This window comes from Winogradskyella sp. UBA3174 (assembly GCF_002364335.1).
In the GTDB taxonomy this organism is placed as follows: domain Bacteria; phylum Bacteroidota; class Bacteroidia; order Flavobacteriales; family Flavobacteriaceae; genus Winogradskyella.
In genome coordinates this window covers 1-21145 of the sequence record NZ_DEXW01000019.1, presented here as the reverse complement: position 1 = coordinate 21145, position 21145 = coordinate 1, and the positions used below count along the sequence as shown (strand labels likewise).

Here is a 21145-nt window from a genome sequence, read left to right as displayed (position 1 = left end):
TTAAGTCCACCACGTAATTTGTTCACTACCAATGTAGCTAAAGCTTGTCCATCAACATCTTCTGCGATAATTAATAATGGACGACTAGATTGTGCAACTGGTTCTAATATTGGAAGAATTTCTTGTAAGTTAGAAATCTTCTTATCAAATAATAAAATGTATGGATTCTCTAAATCAGCAATCATCTTATCTGGATCAGTTACGAAGTAAGGAGATAAATAACCACGATCAAATTGCATACCTTCAACAACGTCAACGTAAGTTTCCATGCCTTTAGCTTCCTCTACTGTAATCACACCTTCTTTACCCACTTTTCCGAATGCTTTGGCGATTAAATCACCAATAGTATCGTCATTATTAGCAGAGATTGCAGCAACTTGCTTAATCTTATCAGAATCGCTACCTACTTTTTGAGATTGCTTATCTAAATCTGCAACTATAGCAGCAACAGCTTTGTCAATACCACGTTTTAAATCCATTGGGTTTGCACCAGCAGCAACATTTTTAAGACCTTCTTTTACGATGGCTTGTGCTAAAACAGTAGCAGTTGTTGTTCCATCACCAGCTAAATCATTAGTTTTAGAAGCGACTTCCTTTACCATCTGCGCTCCCATGTTTTCAAGTTCATTCTCTAGCTCAATTTCTTTTGCTACAGTTACACCATCTTTAGTGACTTGTGGTGCGCCAAATGATTTCCCTATAATTACATTACGACCTTTTGGTCCTAATGTCACTTTTACTGCGTTTGCTAATGCATCAACACCACGCTTTAGTCCGTCGCGTGCATCGATATCAAATTTTATGTCTTTTGCCATTTTTATTAGGTTTTAGCCATTAGCTTTTGCTGTTGGCTGTGTGTTAATTTAAATTTTGAAGTGCTAAAAGCGAAAGGCCAATAGCTAAAAGCGATTTAGATAATCGCCAGTATGTCACTTTCGCGCATCATTAAATAGTCTTTACCTTCAAGTTTAAGTTCAGTACCACCATATTTACCATAAAGTACTGTGTCACCTACTTTAACAGTGATAGGTTCGTCTTTTGTTCCCTTTCCAGTGGCAACAACAGTTCCTTTTTGAGGTTTTTCTTTTGCATTATCTGGAATAATAATACCAGAAGCCGTAGTTGTCTCAGCTTCCATAGGTTCTACAAGAACACGGTCTGCTAAAGGTTTAATGTTTAAAGCCATTTTGTTGTATGTTTTTAAATGTTTGATTAATATATTACGCTTTATTTTAGTTCGAAAATTATGCCAATGAAGAATGACTGACAAAGTTTCAGACCCATCTGCCGAAAACGTATAGAAATAAGAAAAGCCAACTTTTGCAGTTGGCTTTTCTTATTATGTAATGAGATTTATTTTAGCTTCCGCTTTCTGCGCCATCAGTTGTTGCTGAATCATCAGTTGTAGCTGGTGGAGTCATTGGCATGTCTATAGCTTCATCTAAATCTAAAGCTTTAGACTCAATAGCATTGCCAGAGTCTATAGTAAGGTTAGAGGCTAAGATTAATATAATTAATGCTATTGCTAAAAACCATGTACTCTTATCTAAAAAGTCTCCTGTTTTCTTTACACCTCCTAATTGCTGGGTTCCGCCACCACCAAAAGATGATGATAAACCTCCGCCTTTAGGGTTTTGCACCATTATGACAACGATTAATAAAAATGCCACTATTACAATTAATACCAAAAAGATTACGAATGTACTCATGTTTATGTCTTATTATTTTCTTTTAATTCTTCTACTGCTTTAATTTGGTCTGCAAAGAAACTACTTTTTTCTGGATATTTCAAACTTAAAATCCTATAGGATTGAATTGCCTTATCATAGTTTTTTTGCTCTAGATAAATGCGAGCTAAAGTTTCAGTCATTAAGCTGTCCGAAACTGCATCATCATTATTAACAAGCTTAGGTTTAGAAACTTGGTTAGTAACAGGTTTTATCTTAGGGTTTTCATTTATAAACTTATCTATAATAGCAAGTTTATTGTAAAGTGGAGTAGGTCCTGCTTTTTCTGTAGGTGTCGTTTTAATCTCTTTTTCTTCTCTAACAATAGGTTTAAAACTTGTTATTTTTAGCCATTCTGCAAACGAATGATTTTCCGATTTATCAAACTCTAAAGGCTTCCCAATGTTTAGTTTCTTCTCGGGTGTTATATTTTTAACATCTAAAGCGATAATAGAATCTTCGATTTTTGGAGTTTCTATTGTTGGTTGAACTTGCTCTTTTGCTTTAAAAAGATTAGGATCTAAAACACCTTCTGTAGCTTTTATGTATTCTTTAAGTGCATCATCTATTGAAACACTTTTATTTACAGAAATATCATCCACGGCATTAACTTCTATGTTTTTGATTGATTCTGAGTTTTGTTTAATTTGATTTGATATTTCATTCTGATTAAATACATCAGATGTTATATAATCAAATAATATACTACGGTCAGCAGTGTGAGCAGCAGTATGTTTTAACGTGTTATTGTATTTGTAGCTTTCTTTTTGTTTTAGCCCTTTAAGGTAAAGTGCCATTAATGCTTGAAAGTAAGGGTATTCTTTTATTTTTAATGCCAACGCATCTACTTGCGATGCTGTAACAGCTTCAGGATGTTGAAATAAATATGTAAGTTGTTGAAGCTGCATTTTACCAATTAGCTAAAGAAGCATTAAAAATATCTTGGGTTAAACGTTCAAAGATAACTTCGAAGGCTTCGTCTTTTGTTCCTCCTGTTAATTGTGCATTTGCAGGATAATCAAAAAAGAATGAAAACCGTTTTTCAAAATCTTTCTCTTCGTTTTTAGTATTAATATAGCGTACATTAACACCAATAGTAAGTCTGTTTTGTGCAGCTGTATTTTGAGCAGTAGCAGTCATAGGTGCAATTCTATATTCTGTAATTTCACCTTCGAAAATTAAATCGGCTCCAAGAGTTGTTAAATTTAAATTAGTTTGATTTTGAATTAAATCTTGTAAAGCATTTGTAAAATCAATATCCAATCCTGGTTCAACTAACTCGGCATTGTTTTGAAAGAAATTAACTTGAAATGTTTTTGCGTCACCAGTATCTGCACCCGTAAAGGAGTAAATGCTACAGTTAACTAAACTGTAACTCGCAAGTATAAGAAGTATAAATTTTAAGTGCTTCATTTAATAAGTATTTGGACGTTTCATAGTAATAAAAGCATAGATGTAACCAGCATTATCTGCGACATCAAAATCGACATTTATTAAGCGGTAACCTTTGTAATGCTTTTCGTTTACAAGATCTTCGGCTTCTTTTCTTATAGCCTCCGAACTGTTTGGTCTAAACGACTTTCTAATCATAAATATTTCTACAGCCTTCATTCGCTAATTTCTATTTGTTTTTATAAGTCTTATGGAATCAAATTAAACTAAAAACTCTATAAATTAAATTTTCTTATTTTTGATTTCATAAACTTATCTTAAAGATCATATTGTTTTATTTTCCTATATAATGTGCGTTCACTAATGCCAAGTTCTGAAGCAGCTAACTTTCGTTTGCCGCTATGACGATCTAAAGACTTTTTTATTAGTTCTAGCTCTTTGTCGTGTAAAGATAAGGTTTCTTCTTCTTCAATTTCTTCAGCAAAATGGTATTTGTCTTCGATTTCAGTAGAATTTTGATCTGTATTATCTATATTATCTGTGTGCTCTGGGATGGCTAATACACCTAATTCTTCAATAGGATCTTCATAATCATCATCTTTATTATCGCCATAAATTTTTTCAATAAGATGCTCATTTTCTTTTTGAACTTCTTTAGCACTTCCATTTTTCATCAGTTCCATGGTGAGCTTCTTAAGATCGTTAAGATCTGCCTTCATGTCAAACAACACCTTATATAAAATTTCTCTTTCACTACTAAAGTCACTTTCCGACTTAGTTGTGTTAACCACAGCAGGTAGATTACGACCAGCATTTGGTAAGTAGTTTTGTATTGTTACTGCGCTAATCGTACGATTGTGCTCTAAAACTGAGACTTGCTCGGCAACGTTTCTTAATTGGCGAATGTTTCCATTCCATCTATATTTTATGAGTAGATTCACCGCTTCGTCTACAAGCTTAACGGTTGGCATTTTATATTTTATGGCAAAATCACTAGCAAATTTTCTGAATAATAAATGAATATCTTCTTTACGTTCTCGTAATGCTGGTAAGTTTATTTCGATAGTGCTTAGGCGATAATATAAGTCTTCTCTGAATTTTTCTTTTTTTATGGCTTCAAACATATTTACGTTTGTTGCCGCAACTATTCTAACATCTGTTTTTTGCACCTTACTAGAACCTACTTTTATAAATTCACCATTTTCTAAAACACGTAATAATCGGACTTGAGTGGTTAAGGGTAATTCACCAACTTCATCTAAAAAAATAGTACCACCATCAGCAACTTCAAAATAACCAGAACGTGTTGCTGTAGCACCTGTAAAAGCACCCTTTTCATGGCCAAATAATTCGCTATCTATGGTGCCTTCTGGTATGGCGCCACAGTTTACAGCAATATATTTACCATGCTTTCTGTGTGAGAGTTGATGTATTATTTTAGGAATACTTTCTTTACCAACACCACTTTCACCAGTCACTAATACCGAAATATCAGTTGGTGAAACTTGTATAGCTTTCTCAATGGCACGATTTAATTTAGGGTCGTTACCTATAATGCCAAAACGTTGTTTTATTGCTTGTATTGATTCCATATTGACTTTCCGAAAAAGCGGAAATATAATTTTATATTAATCTTCGTAGTAGGTTAGTATTTTTGAAGTTATAATGTGGTCCATAATTAGTTCAAATACTATCTGTTGAATTATCTGAATTATAATAATATGCTCTTTTTGTCACAGAACTAGTGGTATGAGTGACAGGTAAGCCTAATTCATTATAATATTCAACGCTGATAGATGGGTATACTACGTTAGTATTGTTTAGGATGATCGCATTATCTATTTGTTTCAATTTTAATTCTGGAGCACCAGTTTCTTCATTAGAACTAAAAGATTCATTTTCACATGATACTATCAATATTAAAAAGGATAAAAGAAAAAACACCTGTTTCATAATTAATTGTTTTTAGAATACCCAACCGCTTCACCTATCAGTGTAGCACTTGTGCAATCGTTAATTTTCACATTTACAAATTCGCCAACGTTATATTGCTCTTTAGGGAATACAACAACTGTGCTTTGGCTGTTTCTGCCAGACCAATGTTCGTCTGAGCGTTTAGATGATTTCTCAATAAGTACTTCTTCAATTTTGCCTATATGCGCTTGTGTTCTTTGTAAGGCATGTATTTGTTGTAACTGAATAATATCATTTAGGCGTCGTTTTTTAACATCGGCTGGGATATCGTCTTCCATTTTTCTTGCAGCCATAGTGCCTGGTCGCTCAGAGTAGGCAAACATAAATCCGAAATCGTACTTTACATAGTCCATTAAGGATAAAGTATCTTGGTGATCTTGCTCTGTTTCTGTTGGAAAACCAGTGATCATATCTTGAGAAATGGCACAATCTGGGATTAACTTTTTTATGTTATCAATGAGTTCAAAATACTCTTCGCGTGTGTGCAGACGGTTCATTTCTTTTAAAATACGATTACTACCACTCTGTACAGGTAAATGAATATAATTACAGATATTATTGAACTTCGCCATGGTTCTAATAACATCTAATGTTAAATCTTGAGGATTAGATGTTGAAAATCTAAAACGCATTTTAGGCTGAGCTTTAGCACATAATTCTAATAATTTAGAAAAGTTTACGGCTGTTGCTTTTTCAAAATCCGACGCTTTAGAAAAATCTTTCTTTAGCCCACCACCATACCAAAGGAAGCTATCTACATTCTGACCTAAAAGTGTGACTTCTTTAAAGCCTTTACTCCATAAATCATTAATTTCTTCTACGATACTTTGCGGATCTCTACTACGTTCTCGTCCGCGTGTAAAAGGAACAACACAAAACGTACACATATTGTCGCAACCACGTGTTATAGATACAAATGCAGTAACTCCATTACTATTAAGACGCACAGGTGCAATATCTCCATAGGTTTCTTCTTTAGATAGAATAACATTTATAGCATCTCTACCATCTTCAACTTCGGCTAAGAGATTTGGTAAATCTTTGTAGGCATCTGGACCTACAACAAGATCTACTATTTTTTCTTCTTCTAGGAATTTGTGCTTTAAACGCTCAGCCATGCAGCCCAAAACACCAACTTTCATTTTAGGATTAATTTGCTTTACAGCATTATATTTCGCTAAACGTTTTCTTACGGTTTGTTCTGCTTTATCTCTAATAGAACAGGTGTTAACTAATACTAAGTCAGCCTCTTCTAGAGATTGTGTTGTGTTATAACCTTGATCTGCTAAAATGGAAGCTACGATTTCACTATCACTAAAATTCATTTGGCAACCGTAACTCTCTATAAAGAGTTTCTTACCGTTACCTTTTTTATTATCTAGAATAAGAGTTTCCCCTTGTTTATTTTCGTCTATGATCTTTTCCATTTTTATTTAAAATCTCAATAAGTATGCAAAGATAAGATTATTTTGATTATTATGACAAAGTGGCAGATGTAATACTGATTTGATTTTTTAATTGGTTTAGGGTTGTTTTGTGAAACGATCTATGTTATGATGCAACCATTTTGTAATTTGAACATCTTTTAGAAAATAGAACTTATGAAATTAGTTAGACCATCTTCAATTATAATATGCTGCGTATTGTTATTTAATACACAATGCAATGAAGACGATGAGGTTTTACTTCCTTTAACGCTATGTGATGCTGTAACAGTCATAAATAGCGAGCTCTACGAAAATGCTGAAAGTGATTTTAATTCTATAGTTAATGTAGACATATCTCAAAATTGTTTAACTATTACAGTTTCTGCAAGTGGTTGTAGTGGTGACACTTGGGTTTTTGGATTAGTGGGTAGTGAAACTGTAATGGAGTCGTCACCGGTACAACGTAATGTTAGATTGGTCTTAACAAATGATGAAGCTTGTCTTGCAGTATTTACGCAAGAACAGTCGTTTGATTTAAGCCCTCTTCAAGTCGAAGGCGAAAATGAAGTTTTATTAAGCATTCAAGATTTTTCAGACCAGATAATGTATTCGTATTAATTATTCGAATATTAAAATATGTATTTGAAGCCTTCTGTTTTACAAGGCTTTTACTGTTTAGTAAAGTTTTATAATCACGTTAAAATGTATGCTATTTCAGACCAAATTAGGATTGTAACTTAATTTTCATCTACATTTGTATCTTCAAAAAAACAAAGAATGCCAAAGAATCTAGTCATAGTTGAGTCACCTGCAAAAGCTAAAACCATAGAAAAATTTTTAGGAAAAGATTATAAAGTCGAGTCCAGTTTTGGTCACATCTCTGATTTACCATCTAAAGAGTTAGGGGTTGATGTAGAAGGTGATTTTATGCCTAAATATCAAGTTTCTAAAGACAAGAAAGATATTGTTAAAAAACTGAAAAATTTAGCTAAAAAAGCAGATATGGTTTGGTTGGCGAGTGATGAGGATCGAGAAGGTGAAGCTATTGCTTGGCATTTGGCTGAGACACTAGGTTTAGATAAAGAAAAAACCAAACGTATTGTTTTTCATGAGATAACAAAAAGTGCTATTCAAAAGGCCATTGAAAATCCACGTAGTATAGATTATAATTTGGTAGATGCGCAGCAAGCAAGACGTGTTTTAGACCGTATTGTAGGTTATGAGTTATCACCTGTATTATGGCGAAAAGTTAAAGGTGGTTTATCTGCAGGCCGTGTACAGTCAGTTTCTGTGCGTTTAATTGTTGAGCGCGAAAGAGCTGTTCAGGGTTTTATACCAGAAGCTTCTTATAGAGTTGATACTGAATTTAAAACTAACAATGGAAATTCTTTTAAGGCCAAATTGCCAAAGAATTTTAGTTCTGAAAAACAAGCACTTCAATTTTTAAAAAATAATATATACGCAACATATGCTGTTTCAGATTTGCAGAAAAAACCTGCAAAGAAATCGGCAGCTGCACCATTTACAACATCAACACTTCAGCAAGAAGCATCACGTAAGTTGGGATATTCAGTAAGTAGAACAATGAGTAATGCTCAGCGTTTGTATGAGGCAGGTCTTATTACTTATATGAGAACAGATAGTGTAAACTTATCTAATGAAGCTAAAAAAGGAGCAGAAAGCGAAATTATTTCGGCTTATGGTTCAGAGTTTAGTAAACCAACAAATTATAAAGGTAAATCTAAAGGCGCACAAGAAGCTCACGAAGCTATTCGTCCAACAGATTTTGCTAATCACACTGTTAATGTAGAACGCGACCAAGCACGATTATATGATTTAATTTGGAAACGTGCAATTGCTTCGCAAATGAGTGATGCGAAATTAGAACGTACAAATCTTAAAATTGAAATTAATGCTACTAATAATAAAGTAAGTGAACAGTTTACAGCCAATGGTGAGATTATAACGTTTGAAGGGTTTCTTAAAGTATATTTAGAAGGGACTGATGATGAAGATGCTGAGCAAGAAGGTATTTTACCAGATTTAAAAGTTGGAGAAAATCTTCAAAATAATTACATCACAGCAACAGAACGTTTTACAAGACCACCTGCACGATTTACAGAAGCAGCTTTGGTAAAACGATTAGAAGAGTTAGGTATTGGTCGTCCGTCTACATATGCACCAACAATTTCTACTATTCAAAATAGAAACTATGTAGAAAAAGGAAGTAATGAAGGTGATGAAAGAGCTTATAAGCAGCTCGTTTTTGAAAATGGAGATATAAAAGAGAATGCACTTTCTGAGCTAACGGGTTCTAATAAAGGAAAACTAGTCCCTACAGATATAGGTACTATTGTGACCGATTTCTTAGTTAATCATTTCGAAAGTATTTTAGATTATAATTTTACCGCTAAAGTTGAAGATAAATTTGATGACATTGCGGAAGGAAAAGAAGACTGGAGAGAAATGATGAAAGACTTCTACAAAGGTTTTCATCCGCAAGTAGAAGATGTTCAAGAAAATGCTGAGCGCGAATCAGGTGAACGTGTTTTAGGTACAGATCCAAAATCTGGAAGGCCAGTATTGGTGCGTTTAGGTAAATTTGGTCCTTTAGTACAATTAGGAAAACCAGACGATGAGGAAAAGCCTCAGTTTGCAAGTTTATCTCCAGACCAACAATTAAGTTCTATCACTTTTGAACAGGCTATGGATTTATTTAAACTTCCAAAAGCACTAGGTCATTACAAAGATGAAGAGATAGAGGTAAATAACGGACGATTTGGACCTTATGTTAAGTTTGGTAAAAAGTTTGTGTCTTTACCTAAAGGAGTGGATCCTTTGAGTGTAGAATTAGATGAAGCTTTAGTTTACATAAAAGAGAAGGAATTAGCAGATGCTCCTATACATATGTATCAAGATTTAGAGGTTACCAAAGGTAAAGGGCGTTTTGGACCATTTATTAAATGGAATAACTTGTTCATAAATGTGAATAAAAAATACGATTGGGATAATTTATCTGAAGAAGACATTGTAACTTTGGTAGAAGAAAAAATCCAGAAAGAAATTGATAAGGTTATTCATAACTGGGAAGAGGAAGGTATACGCGTAGAGAAGGCAAGGTGGGGAAGACATAACCTTATTAAAGGCAAGCAAAAAGTAGAATTAGCAAAGACTGTAGATGTTAGTAAAATGACACTAAAAATGGCGCAAGACTTATTAGAAAAAAATGCGCCTAAGAAAAAGAAAGTAATAAAGAAAAAAGCTGTACCAAAAAAGAAAACAACTGCTAAAAAAGTAACTGCAAAAAAGAAGTAATTATACATGAATTTTAATTTCCTAACGCCCGTTTCAGATTCGGTTTTAGCTCATAATGAACTAATAGCATTACAAGCGCTAGGGAAAAAGATTAAAGTGCATTCAAGACAAAACGGAATTCCAGATTTAGAAAATGTTCAATTAGCTATTATTGGAGTTCAAGAAAATAGAAATGATGTCAATTATATTGGTGCCAATATTAACTTTGACTCAATTAGAAAAACACTTTACACATTATTCCCAGGGAATTGGCATACAACTATCGCTGACCTAGGAGATATTGAACCCGGTGAAACTGTAGAAGACACTTATTTTGCAATAAGAACAGCAATTACTGTTTTAGTAGAATTAAATATTATTCCAATTATATTGGGAGGTAGCCAAGATCTAACCTTTGCTAATTATCGCGCTTATGATACTATATTACCAATGGTAAATATTGTAAACGTAGATACTAATTTTGACTTAGGAGATGCTAATCTTCCTATTAGAAACAATAGTTATGTAGGTAAGGTTATTGTAGAAGAACCTTACAATCTATTTAATTACTCAACGATTGGTTATCAGACTTACTTTAATTCTCAAGAGGAAATTGATTTAATAGAAAAACTTTATTTTGAAGGCTATCGTTTAGGTGAAGTTTCTGCTAACATTAATATGGTAGAGCCTTTAATGAGAGATGCTCATATTGTATCTATAGATTTAAAATCTGTACAAGCATCAGAAGTTAGCGATAATCAAAAGTATTCTCCTAATGGATTCTCGGGTAAGGAAATTTGTGCTATTAGCAGATATGCTGGTATTAGTAACAAGGTATCCTCTTTTGGTATCTACGAGTATAGTAATTCTAAAAATGATAATGCGACATCTATGTTACTAGCTCAAATGATTTGGTATTTTGTAGAAGGTGTGAATTGTCGCGTAAAAGATGATGATTTTACCAATGATAAGTATTTTCAAAAGTATAATGTACTTGTAGGTGAAGATGAACTTATTTTTTATAAAAGTTTGAAAACTGGACGCTGGTGGATTGAAATTCCTTTTTTACCAGATGTTAATAATAAATTAAAAAAGCACACGTTATTACCTTGCATGCATTCCGACTATCTGCAAGCAACACAAGGTGAAATACCAGAAAGATGGTATAAGGCCTACAGGAAGAATAGCTTTTAAAATAAACACTTAATCGATAATTTAACATTTCATTAGTCGACGAAATGCGTTTTTTTAGGATAAAGTGTAAAATAAAACAAAAAAAAGTTGTTTATTCGAAAATATATAAATATGTTTACGACCTTAAAATTAAGGACCACTAATTTAACCTCGAGTTACTATGAATATTAAGAAGTTTATTTTACTAACCACTGTATTAGTTTTGGTTGCCAGTTGTAATTCTGGAGACCGAGGGCAATTAATAGGTGTTAAAGGTAAAAAATGGCACCCAGAGAAGCCTTATGGTATGACATTAGTACCAGGTGGAGCTTTTATTATGGGTAAATCAGGTGATGATATCGCTGGTGTACAAGACGCACCTACAAAGACGGCAACAGTAAGAGCATTCTATATGGATGAAACTGAAATTACTAATAGTGAGTACCGTCAATTTGTAGAATGGGTAAGAGATTCTATCTTAAGATTAAAATTAGCTGAGATGGCAGACCTAGAAGGTAAGACTCCAGGGAGTGGAGATATTGGTGAGTTTGCTTACAAAGATTCTGACCCTAATGATTTAAATGCTTATGAAAGCTTCATGCTTAATACATATGGTGATGAGCAAAGAAAGATAAACCGCGATGCTGAATTATACTTCGATACAAGTGATTATCCAGATGAATTATACGCTGAGGTCATGGACGGTATGTATTTACCTTTAGAGGAATCTTACAACGGACAAAGAACTTGGGATGTGAAACAGTTTAAGTTTCAATACACGTATATGGATATTCAGAAGGCTGCAAAAGATAGAACGCTTAAACGATCTGATGTTATTATAAGAGAAGAAGTAGAAATTTATCCAGATACAACATCTTGGATTAGAGATTTCGCATATTCATATAATGAGCCAATGCATAATGATTATTTCTGGCATGACGCTTATGGTGATTATCCTGTGGTTGGTGTCTCTTGGAAACAAGCTCAAGCATTTTGCCAATGGAGAACAGTTTACCATAACGGTTATCAAAAAGAAAGAGGTAGTCAACCAATAAACTCTTACAGGTTACCTTCTGAGGCAGAATGGGAATATGCTGCACGTGGAGGACTTCAAGGTGGTGATTATCCATGGGGTGGGCCTTATACTAAAAATGATAGAGGATGTTTTATGGCTAACTTTAAACCTTTAAGAGGTGATTACGCAGCAGATAAAGCATTATATACTGTAGAAGCAGATTCTTACGATCCAAACGATTTTAATCTATATAATATGGCAGGTAACGTTTCAGAATGGGTGAACGCATCTTACGATCCGGCTTCTTATGAATATGCATCTACAATTAATCCTAACGTTAATGATGCTCAGAATGCACGTAAAGTTGTAAGAGGAGGGTCTTGGAAAGATGTAGCATACTTTTTAGAAGTTAGTTCTAGAGATTATGAATATGCAGATTCTGCAAGAAGTTACATTGGTTTCAGAACCGTACAAGATTATATGGGAACTGAAGTAACAAATAACGCAGCAACAAACTAAAAGAATAAACCTAAATTTAATCAACCTACTTAAGTTACACATCCATTAAACTAAAACTTAAACTAAAACTTAAACTAAAAAAACTAAACACATTATGGCACAGAAAGGAAAAATGACAATCACAAATATGATTTACGGATTAGGAGCAGCAATCGTAATCTTAGGTGCATTATTTAAAATACAACACTGGCCTTGGGCTTCAGAAATATTAACTCTAGGTATGATTGTAGAAGCATTAGTATTTACATACTCAGCTTTTGAAAGACAACAAAGCGACTTAGATTGGTCTTTAGTATATCCTGAGTTAGCTGGTGGACAACTTATGGCTGGTAACAAGAAGTTAAAAGAAGAGCCAAAAGATGCAGAAGGTATGTTATCTAAAAAATTAGATAATTTATTAAAAGATGCAAAAATCGATAGTGAGCTTATGGTAAGCTTAGGTGATAGTATTAAAAACTTTGAAGGTGCTGCAAAAGATATTTTTCCAACTATAAATTCTATGCAAGCACAAAAGAAATATAGCGAAGAGTTATCTCTAGCTGCTGCACAGATGGAGTCTTTAAATAGTCTTTATAAAGTACAGATGGAAAGTGCAAACCGCCAAGCTGCAATCAATGAAGAGTCAGTTGAAAATGCAACTAAGCTAAAGGAGCAAATGCAGTCATTAGCATCTAACTTATCATCATTAAATGGTGTATACGGAGGAATGTTATCTGCAATGAACAAAAACTAATTAGTTTTTATAATCAATAATTTATTAATTAAAATTTAAAACTAATTACAATGGCAGGAGGAAAATTATCTGCAAGGCAGAAAATGATTAACTTAATGTACTTAGTATTTATTGCTATGATGGCGATGAATATGTCTAAAGAAGTATTATCCGCTTTCGGATTAATGGAAGAAAAATTTGCAAACTCAAATGAAGCAACAGAAAATAGGAATGAGGCAATGCTAATGGATTTAAATAAGAAAGGTGTAGAAAAGCCTGTAGACTTTAAAATTCCAGCTGCAAGAGCACAACAAGTTCAGATTGCTTCAGATAAATTTTACAAATATATTGAGACTTTAAAAGTAGATTTGCTAAAAAAAGGAAAGTATACAATAGATCCAGAAACGGGTAAATTACCTTTTGAGAAAATGGATAAGACAGATATTCTTGATGAAGCTTGGTTTACTGGTGATCGCTTAACGAAGATAGGTGACGAAGTAATGGCTAAAGTTAATGAATACAAAACAGATATTAAGAAAATTTTAGCAACTGATGAGAGTTATAGAGGTGAAAGCGAAAGTTTTGAGAAAAAATTCAGCATGTCTAAAGTAACTAATAAAGATGGAAAAGAAATCGATTATTTAAATGCCAATTTTCAAGGTTTTCCGGCAATCGCATCTTACACCAAGTTAACAGCATTGCAGAATGATGTTAAAGTAACAGAAGCGACCCTTTATAGTCTGTTTTTGGGTAATTCATTGTCAAAAGCTACGACACTTAATAACTATCAAGCCATAGTATTAGCTGATAAATCTGCTTTTTTTGCAGGTGAGAAGTTTCAAGGTAAAGTCGTTATAGGTAAATATGCTAATGTGCCACCTATTAAACTAGTAGTACAGGGTAGAGAAATTGATTTATCTAAAGCAATAGATTCTACAGGAGCAGCAACTTTAGATTTTAATGTTGGTAATGTAGGTGAACACAAAATTGAAGGTGAATTTACATTTATCGAGAATGGTAAAGAATTGCCAATTCCCATAGTTGCAAACTACGTTGTAGTTCCAAGACCAAATTCAGCAACAATTTCTGCTGACAAGATGAACGTTGTTTACCGTGGTGTTGATAACCCAATGACTATTTCTTTTGCTGGTGTACCAGATAATAAAGTAAGTGCATCAGGTACAGGTTTATCTAAAGCTACAGGTGTTGGTAAATATGTGGTTAGAGCTGGTTCTGGTAAAGAAATGATAATTAATGTTACGGCTACCTTAGATGATAAATCTAAAGTAAGTGACAGCAAAACATTCAGAATTAAAGATATACCTGCTCCAACTGGTGTAATAGCTGGTCAAACAGGTTTAGTAAAGTTGCCTAAGCGTAATGTAGAAATTGGCACAGTAGCTGCTAAATTAGATGATTTTGTATTTGATTTACCGATAAATGTAACATCATTTAAGATAAAAGTTCCTGGTCAACCAACAGTAAATGTTGTGGGTACAAAAATGAATGCTCAGGCTAAATCAGCTATTAAAAAAGCACGTAGAGGAGATAACATTACTATTTTTGAGATTAAAGCGAAAATCCAAGGTAATGCTAAATACCGATTAAAAAATGTATCGCCAGTTATTGTAGAGGTAACTAACTAATTTATAATTTTAGTAAAAAGGATACGTTAGTAATATAAGAATCCCAAATTAATATTAAGTAAGATGAAACTAAAAAGCTTTTTATATACAGGTTTAGCATTGTTTGCAACACATACTATGTTTGCACAAGCTAATATCCTTAATGCTAAAATACCAGAAGAAATTGGTATGAAAACGGAAGCAGAATTACTTCTAGATAACGATAAGCCTTTAGAATATGGTTATGTCGGAGATAGAGATATCTTATTTTCTAAAATGACTTGGGAAAAAGTAGTTTTAGACGAACGTGCAAATTTTCCATTATATTTCCCTGTTGATACTAACTTAGGTGATGATAGAAAGTCGCTTTATCAAGTTTTAAGAGAAAATATGGAAAATGGTATGATATCTAAAGTATATGCAGATTCGTATTTTACAGAGGAGCGCACTCTAAAAGATTTAGAGGCATCTTTAACAATGACTAAAATTACAAATGCAGGTATTACCTACATGAATGAAAATGGTGTTGGTGAAGATGAGATTCCAGAAGAATATGTTATTAAGAGAGATATTGGTCCTGCTGATATTAATTCTTACTTAATTAAAGGGCTTTGGTATTTTGATAAGCGTCAAGGTGAATTAAAGTTTCGTATTTTAGGTATTGCACCTGCAGCACCAGACGTTAACTTTATTGATGATGAAAACTCTGAAAACAGTGAGCCAATCCCAATGTTTTGGGTATTTATTCCAGAAATAAGAGATATTCTTCACGAGGCTAAGTCGTTCAATGATAAGAATAGTGCTGTGCCAATTTCTTTTGACCACTTATTAAACAGTAGACGCTTTCATGGATTTATCTATAAAGAAGAGAATGTTTATGGCGATAGAGAAGTTAAAGAATATGTTGCTGAAAACGCCTTAATGCAATTATTAGAATCAGATCGTATTAAAGATAAGATCAGAAATTTTGAACAAGATATGTGGAGCTACTAGTTAGCTTGCACTATTAAATATATAAACGCCCACTTAACAGTGGGCGTTTTTTTTATACTAAACAGTCAACGAGTTAGGTCGTACTCCGTAAAATAGTTGCTACTTTTGTGGTAATGAAAGAAGTCGATTATATTATAGTTGGTTGCGGATTGGCAAGTATTGCATTTTGCGAACAGCTAAGAGCTAATAATAAGTCTTTTGTAGTGTATGATGATGCCTCACAGAAGTCTTCAATAGTAGCCGCAGGACTATATAATCCTGTTATTCTAAAACGTTTCTCAGAAGTATGGAAAGCAAAGGAGCAATTAGCCCTTGCTTTGCCTTTGTATGCTAAAATTGAAAAAGAATTAGATATTCACATAGATTATAAACTTAGAATTTTAAGACGCTTCACTTCAATACAAGAACAAAACAAATGGTTTAGCGCTTCAGATAAGCCAAGTCTTGAAGGTTATCTGTCTACGAAACTCGTTAAGAATACGAATCTCGAAATTGATGCGTCTTTTGGATTTGGAGAAGTATTACACGCAGGTCGTGTTGATACCGAACTATTAATAACTAGTTATAAAGCCTTTTTAAGACGTACCAATTGTTTAGAAGAAACAACTTTTGAACATAGTAAGATTCAATTTGAAGCTGATATAATTACTTATAGGAACTGGAATGTTTCTCAAATTATATTCGCTGAAGGTTTTGGTGTAAAGCAAAATCCATTTTTTAAGCAGATACCACTTACAGGTTCTAAAGGTGAAATTTTAACCATAAAAGCCCCAGACTTAAATATAGATTATGCTATAAAATCTTCCGTCTTTGTAATACCGCTTGGAAACGATTTATATAATGTCGGTTCAACATATAATAACGAGGATAAATCAAATACACCTACTGATGACGCTAAATTAGAATTGCTTACTAAAGTAAAAATATTTATAAAGTGTGATTTTACAATTGTTAATCATGTCGCAGGAGTAAGACCTACAACAAAAGATAGAAGGCCACTTGTTGGCAGGCATACAGAGCATAATAATCTATACGTTTTAAATGGCTTAGGTACTAGAGGAGTAATGATTTCTCCTTATGTATCAGAAAAGCTTTTCAGACTTATTGAACATAATGAAACTTTAGATTCTGAAATAGATGTTAATCGGTTTCTTTAGTTAATAGCAACTTCATTTTGGTAAGGATAGTATGGGTTAAACCTTTGTGTTTTTGCGCCAAAAAACTATTTCTTCACTAAACTCTTATCATAACTCATAAAAAGGTTAGCCCAAATATTACGCGACAATCTAAGAATTACAGGTGCAAAACCAATTAAGGTAATAACAATAGCAATAAAAGCTGTAATTAGTGACGATTCAAATATGATGTTGCTAATAATAAAAGCAGCAACTGCAAAGGCAATACCAACGCCATAACTCACATACATAGAACCATAAAAGAAAGAAGGTTCCATCTGATATTTTGTGTTACAATGAGAACAACGCTCATGCATTTTAAAAATATCTGATAATTTATATGGGTTTTTCTCAACATACATCGATTCTTGGTGACATTTAGGACAAGCTCCAAAAAGAATACTGTAAAGTTTCATTCCTTTTCTAATCATAGAAGTATTTTAATTTTTGTTCATTTTGAATTTTTTTTACCCTTCATAGCAAGCAATAGAAAGATAAAAAAAGGGATATAACGAAGCATTTTACAGCCAATTTAAAAAAGTTAAAACACTTCTCATTAAAACCTTTACTTTTGCATTTTTAAAAAACAATACAAAGATAAAATTTAAAGGTCGCGTATTGTGATAATTGTAACGTTTATTGCAATTAGAATATTCAAAGAAGCTATGCTAAATATCCATAATCTATCCATATCATTTCAAGGAGAATATCTTTTTGAAGAAATTACATTTAAGCTTGGTCTTGGCGATCGCATTGGTTTAATTGGTAAAAATGGAGCAGGCAAGTCTACTATGCTCAAAATCTTATCTAAAGAGCAAGAAGCAGATACAGGACAAATTGCTGCTGATAAAGATTTAAGGATTGGCTTTTTGAAACAAGACATAGACTTTGATTTTGGAAAAACGGTTTTAGAAGAATCTTATGAGGCTTTCAAAGAGATCAAAGCCTGCGAAGTACAATTAGAAGACATAAATACACAACTAGCTGAGCGTACTGATTATGAAAGTGAGTCGTATAATCAGTTAATGATAGATTTGAACGAAGTTCAACATCAATATGAAATTCTAGGTGGTTACAATTATCAAGGTGAAACCGAAAAAATATTACAAGGCCTCGGTTTTAAACGTGAAGATTTTGACAAACTTACAGATACTTTTTCTGGTGGTTGGAGAATGCGAATTGAGCTAGCTAAGCTTTTACTTCAAAATAACGACTTACTACTTTTAGATGAGCCAACCAATCATTTAGATATTGAGTCTATTATTTGGTTAGAAAGCTTCCTTAAAACCATTAGTGGCGCCGTAGTTATTGTGTCTCACGATAAAATGTTTTTAGATAACGTTACCAACCGTACAATAGAAATTTCTTTAGGACGTATATACGATTATAATAAACCATATACAAAGTTCTTAGCATTACGCAAGGAAATGAAAGTGCAGCAACTTGCAGCTCAAAAGAATCAGGAAAAGCAAATACAACAGACTGAAAAATTAATTGAAAAATTTAAAGCCAAAGCATCTAAAGCAACAATGGCACAGTCGTTAGTAAAAAAACTTAATCGTATTGATAGAATAGAGGTAGACGAAGATGATAATAGCGTTATGTCTCTAAGCTTTCCAGTATCAATAACACCTGGTAAAGTTGTTGTAGATATTGAAAATGTTTCTAAAAAATATGGTGATTTACAGGTTTTACATAACGTAAATTTGGCTGTTTCTAGAGATATTAAAACAGCTTTTGTTGGTCAGAATGGACAAGGTAAATCTACATTAGCTAAAATTATTGTAGGTGAAATTGAGCATCAAGGGAACTTAAATTTAGGGCATAATGTGCAAATTGGCTATTTCGCACAAAATCAAGCAGAATATCTAGATGGTAATAAAACCGTTTTAGATACAATGATTGATGCTGCTAATGAAACAAATCGAAGTAAAGTAAGAGATATTTTAGGTTCATTTTTATTTAGAGGTTCAGAAGCAGAAAAATATGTTAGAGTCCTTTCTGGTGGTGAACGAAATCGTTTGGCTTTAGCTAAATTATTGTTACAGCCATTGAATGTTCTCATAATGGATGAACCAACCAATCATTTAGATATTAAATCTAAAACGGTATTAAAAGAAGCTCTTAAAAAGTTTGAAGGTACTTTAATTTTGGTTTCTCACGATAGAGATTTTCTACAAGGATTAACAGATACGGTTTACGAATTTAAAGATCAAAACATCAGAGAGTATTTAGGTGATATAGATTTTTATTTAGACCAACGAAATCTCGAAAATTTAAGAGAAGCAGAGAAGCGTACTGTTGTTGCTAACAAGCCTAAAGAAAGTAATAAACAGAGTTACGAAGATCAAAAGAAATTAAAGTCTTTAAATAATAAGTTGAGTAATATTGAATCTAAAATTAACCAGCTAGAAAAGGATATTAAATCTGATGATCTAAAGTTGGCAACAGATTATGATAAAACAGCTGCAGACCCTAACTTCTTTGATGCCTACCAAAAGAAGAAAAAATCACTCGAACAATTAATGGTAGACTGGGAAAACGTGCAAGAACAGTTAGATATCATCAACAATTAAGATTGTTTTAACTCCATAGCAGTCTATTATGGGTAAATTTGGCCTGCAATAACCCTTAACATAGCATGCGAAAAATTATTCTTTCTATATTAGGAATACTCCTAATAGTTGGAGCTTACCTTGGTAGTAAATATATAGCCGATACTAAAAAGGAAAAAAGACCAACACCAGCTAAAGTTGTAAAAACAGTATTTACAGATACTGTTAAGAACACTACGATTCAAATTGTAATTCCTGCAAATGGTAGTTTGGTATCTAAGCGTAGAGTAGAATTATATGCTGAAGTACAAGGCGTCTTTAAAGCGACTAGTAAACTCTTTAAACCAGGTCAAGAATATCGTAAAGGAGAGCATTTAATTCGGATTGATGCTTCAGAATATTATGCAAGTGTACAGTCTTCAAAAAGTAATCTGTACAATTCTATTGCGGCAATAATGCCAGATTTAAGACTCGATTTTCCTGAGATTTTTCAGAAATGGCAGAGCTATCTTATAGATTTTGATCTCAATAAAACAACTCCTAAGTTACCAGAAATGTCTTCTGAAAAAGAAAACTATTTCATTACTGGCCGTGGTATCATTTCAAATTATTACAATGTTAAGAATCTAGAACAGCGTTTGGCAAAGTATACTATTAGCGCACCATTTTCAGGAATATTAACCGAAGCATTAGTTACGCAGGGCTCTTTAATAAGAAATGGACAAAAATTAGGCGAATATATAGATCCCACAGTTTACGAAATGGAAGTTGCGTTAAGTAAAACCTACGCAAGTCTTTTAAAAGTCGGTGAGAGTGTTGTGCTTAAAAACCTTGATAACACAGAAACCTATTCTGGCACTGTATCTCGCGTAAATGGCAGTATTGATGCAACGACACAAACCATTTCAGCTTATATCGAAGTAAAAAACAAAACCTTAAAAGAAGGTATGTATTTAGAGGCCAATCTAAATGCAAAAGAAGAGCCTAATGCTATTGAAGTGAATCGAAGTTTGGTGTTAGATGGCAACCAAATCTTTATTGTTAGAGATAGCATTTTAGATATAATTGATGTAAAACCAGTTTATTTCTCTGATACTAAAGTGGTTCTTAAAAATGTACCCAATGGTACTGTAATCGTTTCAAAACCCATTCCTGGTGCCTATGCTGGTATGCTGGTTAAGCCGTACAAAAAAAAGACAGAGACAGTGACGTCAAATTCATCTAAAAGGGCAGACTAATTAATGAGAAAACTAATTGCTTATTTTATTAAACATAGTGTTGCGGTTAATGTCGTTGTTTTGACATTTGCTGTATTTGGTTTTTTTGGCGCAAAGAATCTCAAGTCTTCTTTTTATCCTCTAATTGACTCAAAAAACATTAACATTAATGTTACATATCCAGGCGCATCACCTCAAGAGGTAGAAGAGGGTATTGTACTCAAAATAGAAGATAATCTTAAGGGTTTAAATGGTGTAGAACGCGTTACATCAACATCTAACGAAAATAGTGGAAGTATAAATGTTGAAATCGAAAAAGGAAAAGATATCGATTTTATGCTCCTAGA

General features: G+C 33.1%; 21 protein-coding genes. 11 read left to right on the top strand and 10 right to left on the bottom strand.

Annotation, left to right across the window (positions count from 1 at the left end; genetic code table 11):
• From groEL to miaB, 9 genes are all read right to left on the bottom strand, one after another.
• Positions 1-815 (bottom strand): chaperonin GroEL (groEL, locus tag B2U95_RS01980; protein ID WP_296312043.1); only part of this gene is annotated, 815 nt, incomplete at its 3' end.
• A gap of 95 nt (positions 816-910) precedes the next feature.
• Positions 911-1186: a co-chaperone GroES gene (locus B2U95_RS01975; protein WP_296312042.1), complete on the bottom strand. Its 276-nt coding sequence runs from the start codon at positions 1184-1186 to the stop codon at positions 911-913.
• Between the two features lie 172 nt (positions 1187-1358).
• Complete coding sequence (secG, locus tag B2U95_RS01970) at positions 1359-1709, bottom strand: preprotein translocase subunit SecG (RefSeq protein ID WP_296312040.1); 351 nt, start codon at positions 1707-1709, stop codon at positions 1359-1361.
• A gap of 2 nt (positions 1710-1711) precedes the next feature.
• Complete coding sequence (locus tag B2U95_RS01965) at positions 1712-2635, bottom strand: hypothetical protein (RefSeq protein ID WP_296312037.1); 924 nt, start codon at positions 2633-2635, stop codon at positions 1712-1714.
• Position 2636: 1 nt separating this feature from the next.
• Positions 2637-3140 (bottom strand): LptE family protein, encoded by a 504-nt coding sequence (locus B2U95_RS01960; RefSeq protein ID WP_296312034.1) that lies wholly within the window; start codon positions 3138-3140, stop codon positions 2637-2639.
• On the bottom strand, positions 3141-3338 hold the full coding sequence (locus B2U95_RS01955) for a hypothetical protein (RefSeq protein ID WP_296312032.1): 198 nt from the start codon (positions 3336-3338) through the stop codon (positions 3141-3143). It lies immediately after the preceding gene.
• 98 nt (positions 3339-3436) lie between these two features.
• Positions 3437-4711, bottom strand: a complete 1275-nt coding sequence (locus tag B2U95_RS01950; protein ID WP_296312029.1) for a sigma 54-interacting transcriptional regulator — start codon at positions 4709-4711, stop codon at positions 3437-3439.
• Between the two features lie 91 nt (positions 4712-4802).
• A complete protein-coding gene (locus tag B2U95_RS01945; RefSeq protein ID WP_296312026.1) occupies positions 4803-5072 on the bottom strand; it encodes a hypothetical protein in 270 nt (89 codons plus the stop codon).
• 2 nt (positions 5073-5074) lie between these two features.
• Complete coding sequence (gene miaB, locus B2U95_RS01940; RefSeq protein WP_296312022.1) at positions 5075-6520, bottom strand: tRNA (N6-isopentenyl adenosine(37)-C2)-methylthiotransferase MiaB; 1446 nt, start codon at positions 6518-6520, stop codon at positions 5075-5077.
• Positions 6521-6694: 174 nt separating this feature from the next.
• Between miaB and B2U95_RS01935 the strand changes: the two genes are divergently transcribed.
• From B2U95_RS01935 to B2U95_RS01900, 8 genes are all read left to right on the top strand, one after another.
• Positions 6695-7138 (top strand): hypothetical protein, encoded by a 444-nt coding sequence (locus B2U95_RS01935; RefSeq protein WP_296312019.1) that lies wholly within the window; start codon positions 6695-6697, stop codon positions 7136-7138.
• Between the two features lie 159 nt (positions 7139-7297).
• Positions 7298-9835, top strand: coding sequence for a type I DNA topoisomerase (topA, locus tag B2U95_RS01930; protein ID WP_296312017.1), 2538 nt, complete (start codon positions 7298-7300; stop codon positions 9833-9835).
• 6 nt (positions 9836-9841) lie between these two features.
• A complete protein-coding gene (locus tag B2U95_RS01925) occupies positions 9842-11008 on the top strand; it encodes a formimidoylglutamase (RefSeq protein WP_296312015.1) in 1167 nt (388 codons plus the stop codon).
• Positions 11009-11168: 160 nt separating this feature from the next.
• Complete coding sequence (gene gldK, locus B2U95_RS01920) at positions 11169-12521, top strand: gliding motility lipoprotein GldK (RefSeq protein WP_296312011.1); 1353 nt, start codon at positions 11169-11171, stop codon at positions 12519-12521.
• Positions 12522-12615: 94 nt separating this feature from the next.
• Positions 12616-13254, top strand: a complete 639-nt coding sequence (gldL, locus tag B2U95_RS01915) for a gliding motility protein GldL (RefSeq protein WP_296312010.1) — start codon at positions 12616-12618, stop codon at positions 13252-13254.
• 50 nt (positions 13255-13304) lie between these two features.
• Positions 13305-14879, top strand: coding sequence for a gliding motility protein GldM (gldM, locus tag B2U95_RS01910; RefSeq protein WP_296312008.1), 1575 nt, complete (start codon positions 13305-13307; stop codon positions 14877-14879).
• 63 nt (positions 14880-14942) lie between these two features.
• Positions 14943-15851: a gliding motility protein GldN gene (gene gldN, locus B2U95_RS01905; RefSeq protein ID WP_296312006.1), complete on the top strand. Its 909-nt coding sequence runs from the start codon at positions 14943-14945 to the stop codon at positions 15849-15851.
• Positions 15852-15964: 113 nt separating this feature from the next.
• A complete protein-coding gene (locus B2U95_RS01900; protein WP_296312002.1) occupies positions 15965-17008 on the top strand; it encodes an NAD(P)/FAD-dependent oxidoreductase in 1044 nt (347 codons plus the stop codon).
• A 65-nt stretch (positions 17009-17073) separates the two neighbouring features.
• Here B2U95_RS01900 and B2U95_RS01895 read toward each other — a convergent pair whose 3' ends face one another.
• The gene (locus B2U95_RS01895) at positions 17074-17457 is read right to left on the bottom strand and encodes a DUF983 domain-containing protein (RefSeq protein ID WP_296312000.1); all 384 of its coding nucleotides are present in this window, start codon (positions 17455-17457) and stop codon (positions 17074-17076) included.
• A 234-nt stretch (positions 17458-17691) separates the two neighbouring features.
• On the opposite strand from B2U95_RS01895, the gene B2U95_RS01890 reads away from it, so the two are divergent.
• The 3 genes from B2U95_RS01890 to B2U95_RS01880 form a co-directional block, all read left to right on the top strand.
• Positions 17692-19602 carry an ABC-F family ATP-binding cassette domain-containing protein gene (locus B2U95_RS01890; RefSeq protein WP_296312087.1) on the top strand — a complete coding sequence of 637 codons (1911 nt, stop codon included), beginning with the start codon at positions 17692-17694 and terminating at the stop codon, positions 19600-19602.
• Between the two features lie 65 nt (positions 19603-19667).
• Complete coding sequence (locus tag B2U95_RS01885) at positions 19668-20819, top strand: efflux RND transporter periplasmic adaptor subunit (RefSeq protein WP_296311998.1); 1152 nt, start codon at positions 19668-19670, stop codon at positions 20817-20819.
• Positions 20820-20822: 3 nt separating this feature from the next.
• Positions 20823-21145: efflux RND transporter permease subunit (locus B2U95_RS01880; protein WP_296311997.1), on the top strand; the 323-nt coding region annotated here is incomplete at its 3' end.

Bases quoted from the DNA above. Each gene is read 5' to 3' on its own strand.
- B2U95_RS01975 (WP_296312042.1), bottom strand. From the start codon at position 1,186: ATGGCTTTAAACATTAAACCTTTAGCAGACCGTGTTCTTGTAGAACCT.
- secG (WP_296312040.1), bottom strand. From the start codon at position 1,709: ATGAGTACATTCGTAATCTTTTTGGTATTAATTGTAATAGTGGCATTT.
- B2U95_RS01965 (WP_296312037.1), bottom strand. From the start codon at position 2,635: ATGCAGCTTCAACAACTTACATATTTATTTCAACATCCTGAAGCTGTT.
- B2U95_RS01960 (WP_296312034.1), bottom strand. From the start codon at position 3,140: ATGAAGCACTTAAAATTTATACTTCTTATACTTGCGAGTTACAGTTTA.
- B2U95_RS01955 (WP_296312032.1), bottom strand. From the start codon at position 3,338: ATGAAGGCTGTAGAAATATTTATGATTAGAAAGTCGTTTAGACCAAAC.
- B2U95_RS01950 (WP_296312029.1), bottom strand. From the start codon at position 4,711: ATGGAATCAATACAAGCAATAAAACAACGTTTTGGCATTATAGGTAAC.
- B2U95_RS01945 (WP_296312026.1), bottom strand. From the start codon at position 5,072: ATGAAACAGGTGTTTTTTCTTTTATCCTTTTTAATATTGATAGTATCA.
- miaB (WP_296312022.1), bottom strand. From the start codon at position 6,520: ATGGAAAAGATCATAGACGAAAATAAACAAGGGGAAACTCTTATTCTA.
- B2U95_RS01935 (WP_296312019.1), top strand. From the start codon at position 6,695: ATGAAATTAGTTAGACCATCTTCAATTATAATATGCTGCGTATTGTTA.
- topA (WP_296312017.1), top strand. From the start codon at position 7,298: ATGCCAAAGAATCTAGTCATAGTTGAGTCACCTGCAAAAGCTAAAACC.
- B2U95_RS01925 (WP_296312015.1), top strand. From the start codon at position 9,842: ATGAATTTTAATTTCCTAACGCCCGTTTCAGATTCGGTTTTAGCTCAT.
- gldK (WP_296312011.1), top strand. From the start codon at position 11,169: ATGAATATTAAGAAGTTTATTTTACTAACCACTGTATTAGTTTTGGTT.
- gldL (WP_296312010.1), top strand. From the start codon at position 12,616: ATGGCACAGAAAGGAAAAATGACAATCACAAATATGATTTACGGATTA.
- gldM (WP_296312008.1), top strand. From the start codon at position 13,305: ATGGCAGGAGGAAAATTATCTGCAAGGCAGAAAATGATTAACTTAATG.
- gldN (WP_296312006.1), top strand. From the start codon at position 14,943: ATGAAACTAAAAAGCTTTTTATATACAGGTTTAGCATTGTTTGCAACA.
- B2U95_RS01900 (WP_296312002.1), top strand. From the start codon at position 15,965: ATGAAAGAAGTCGATTATATTATAGTTGGTTGCGGATTGGCAAGTATT.
- B2U95_RS01895 (WP_296312000.1), bottom strand. From the start codon at position 17,457: ATGATTAGAAAAGGAATGAAACTTTACAGTATTCTTTTTGGAGCTTGT.
- B2U95_RS01890 (WP_296312087.1), top strand. From the start codon at position 17,692: ATGCTAAATATCCATAATCTATCCATATCATTTCAAGGAGAATATCTT.
- B2U95_RS01885 (WP_296311998.1), top strand. From the start codon at position 19,668: ATGCGAAAAATTATTCTTTCTATATTAGGAATACTCCTAATAGTTGGA.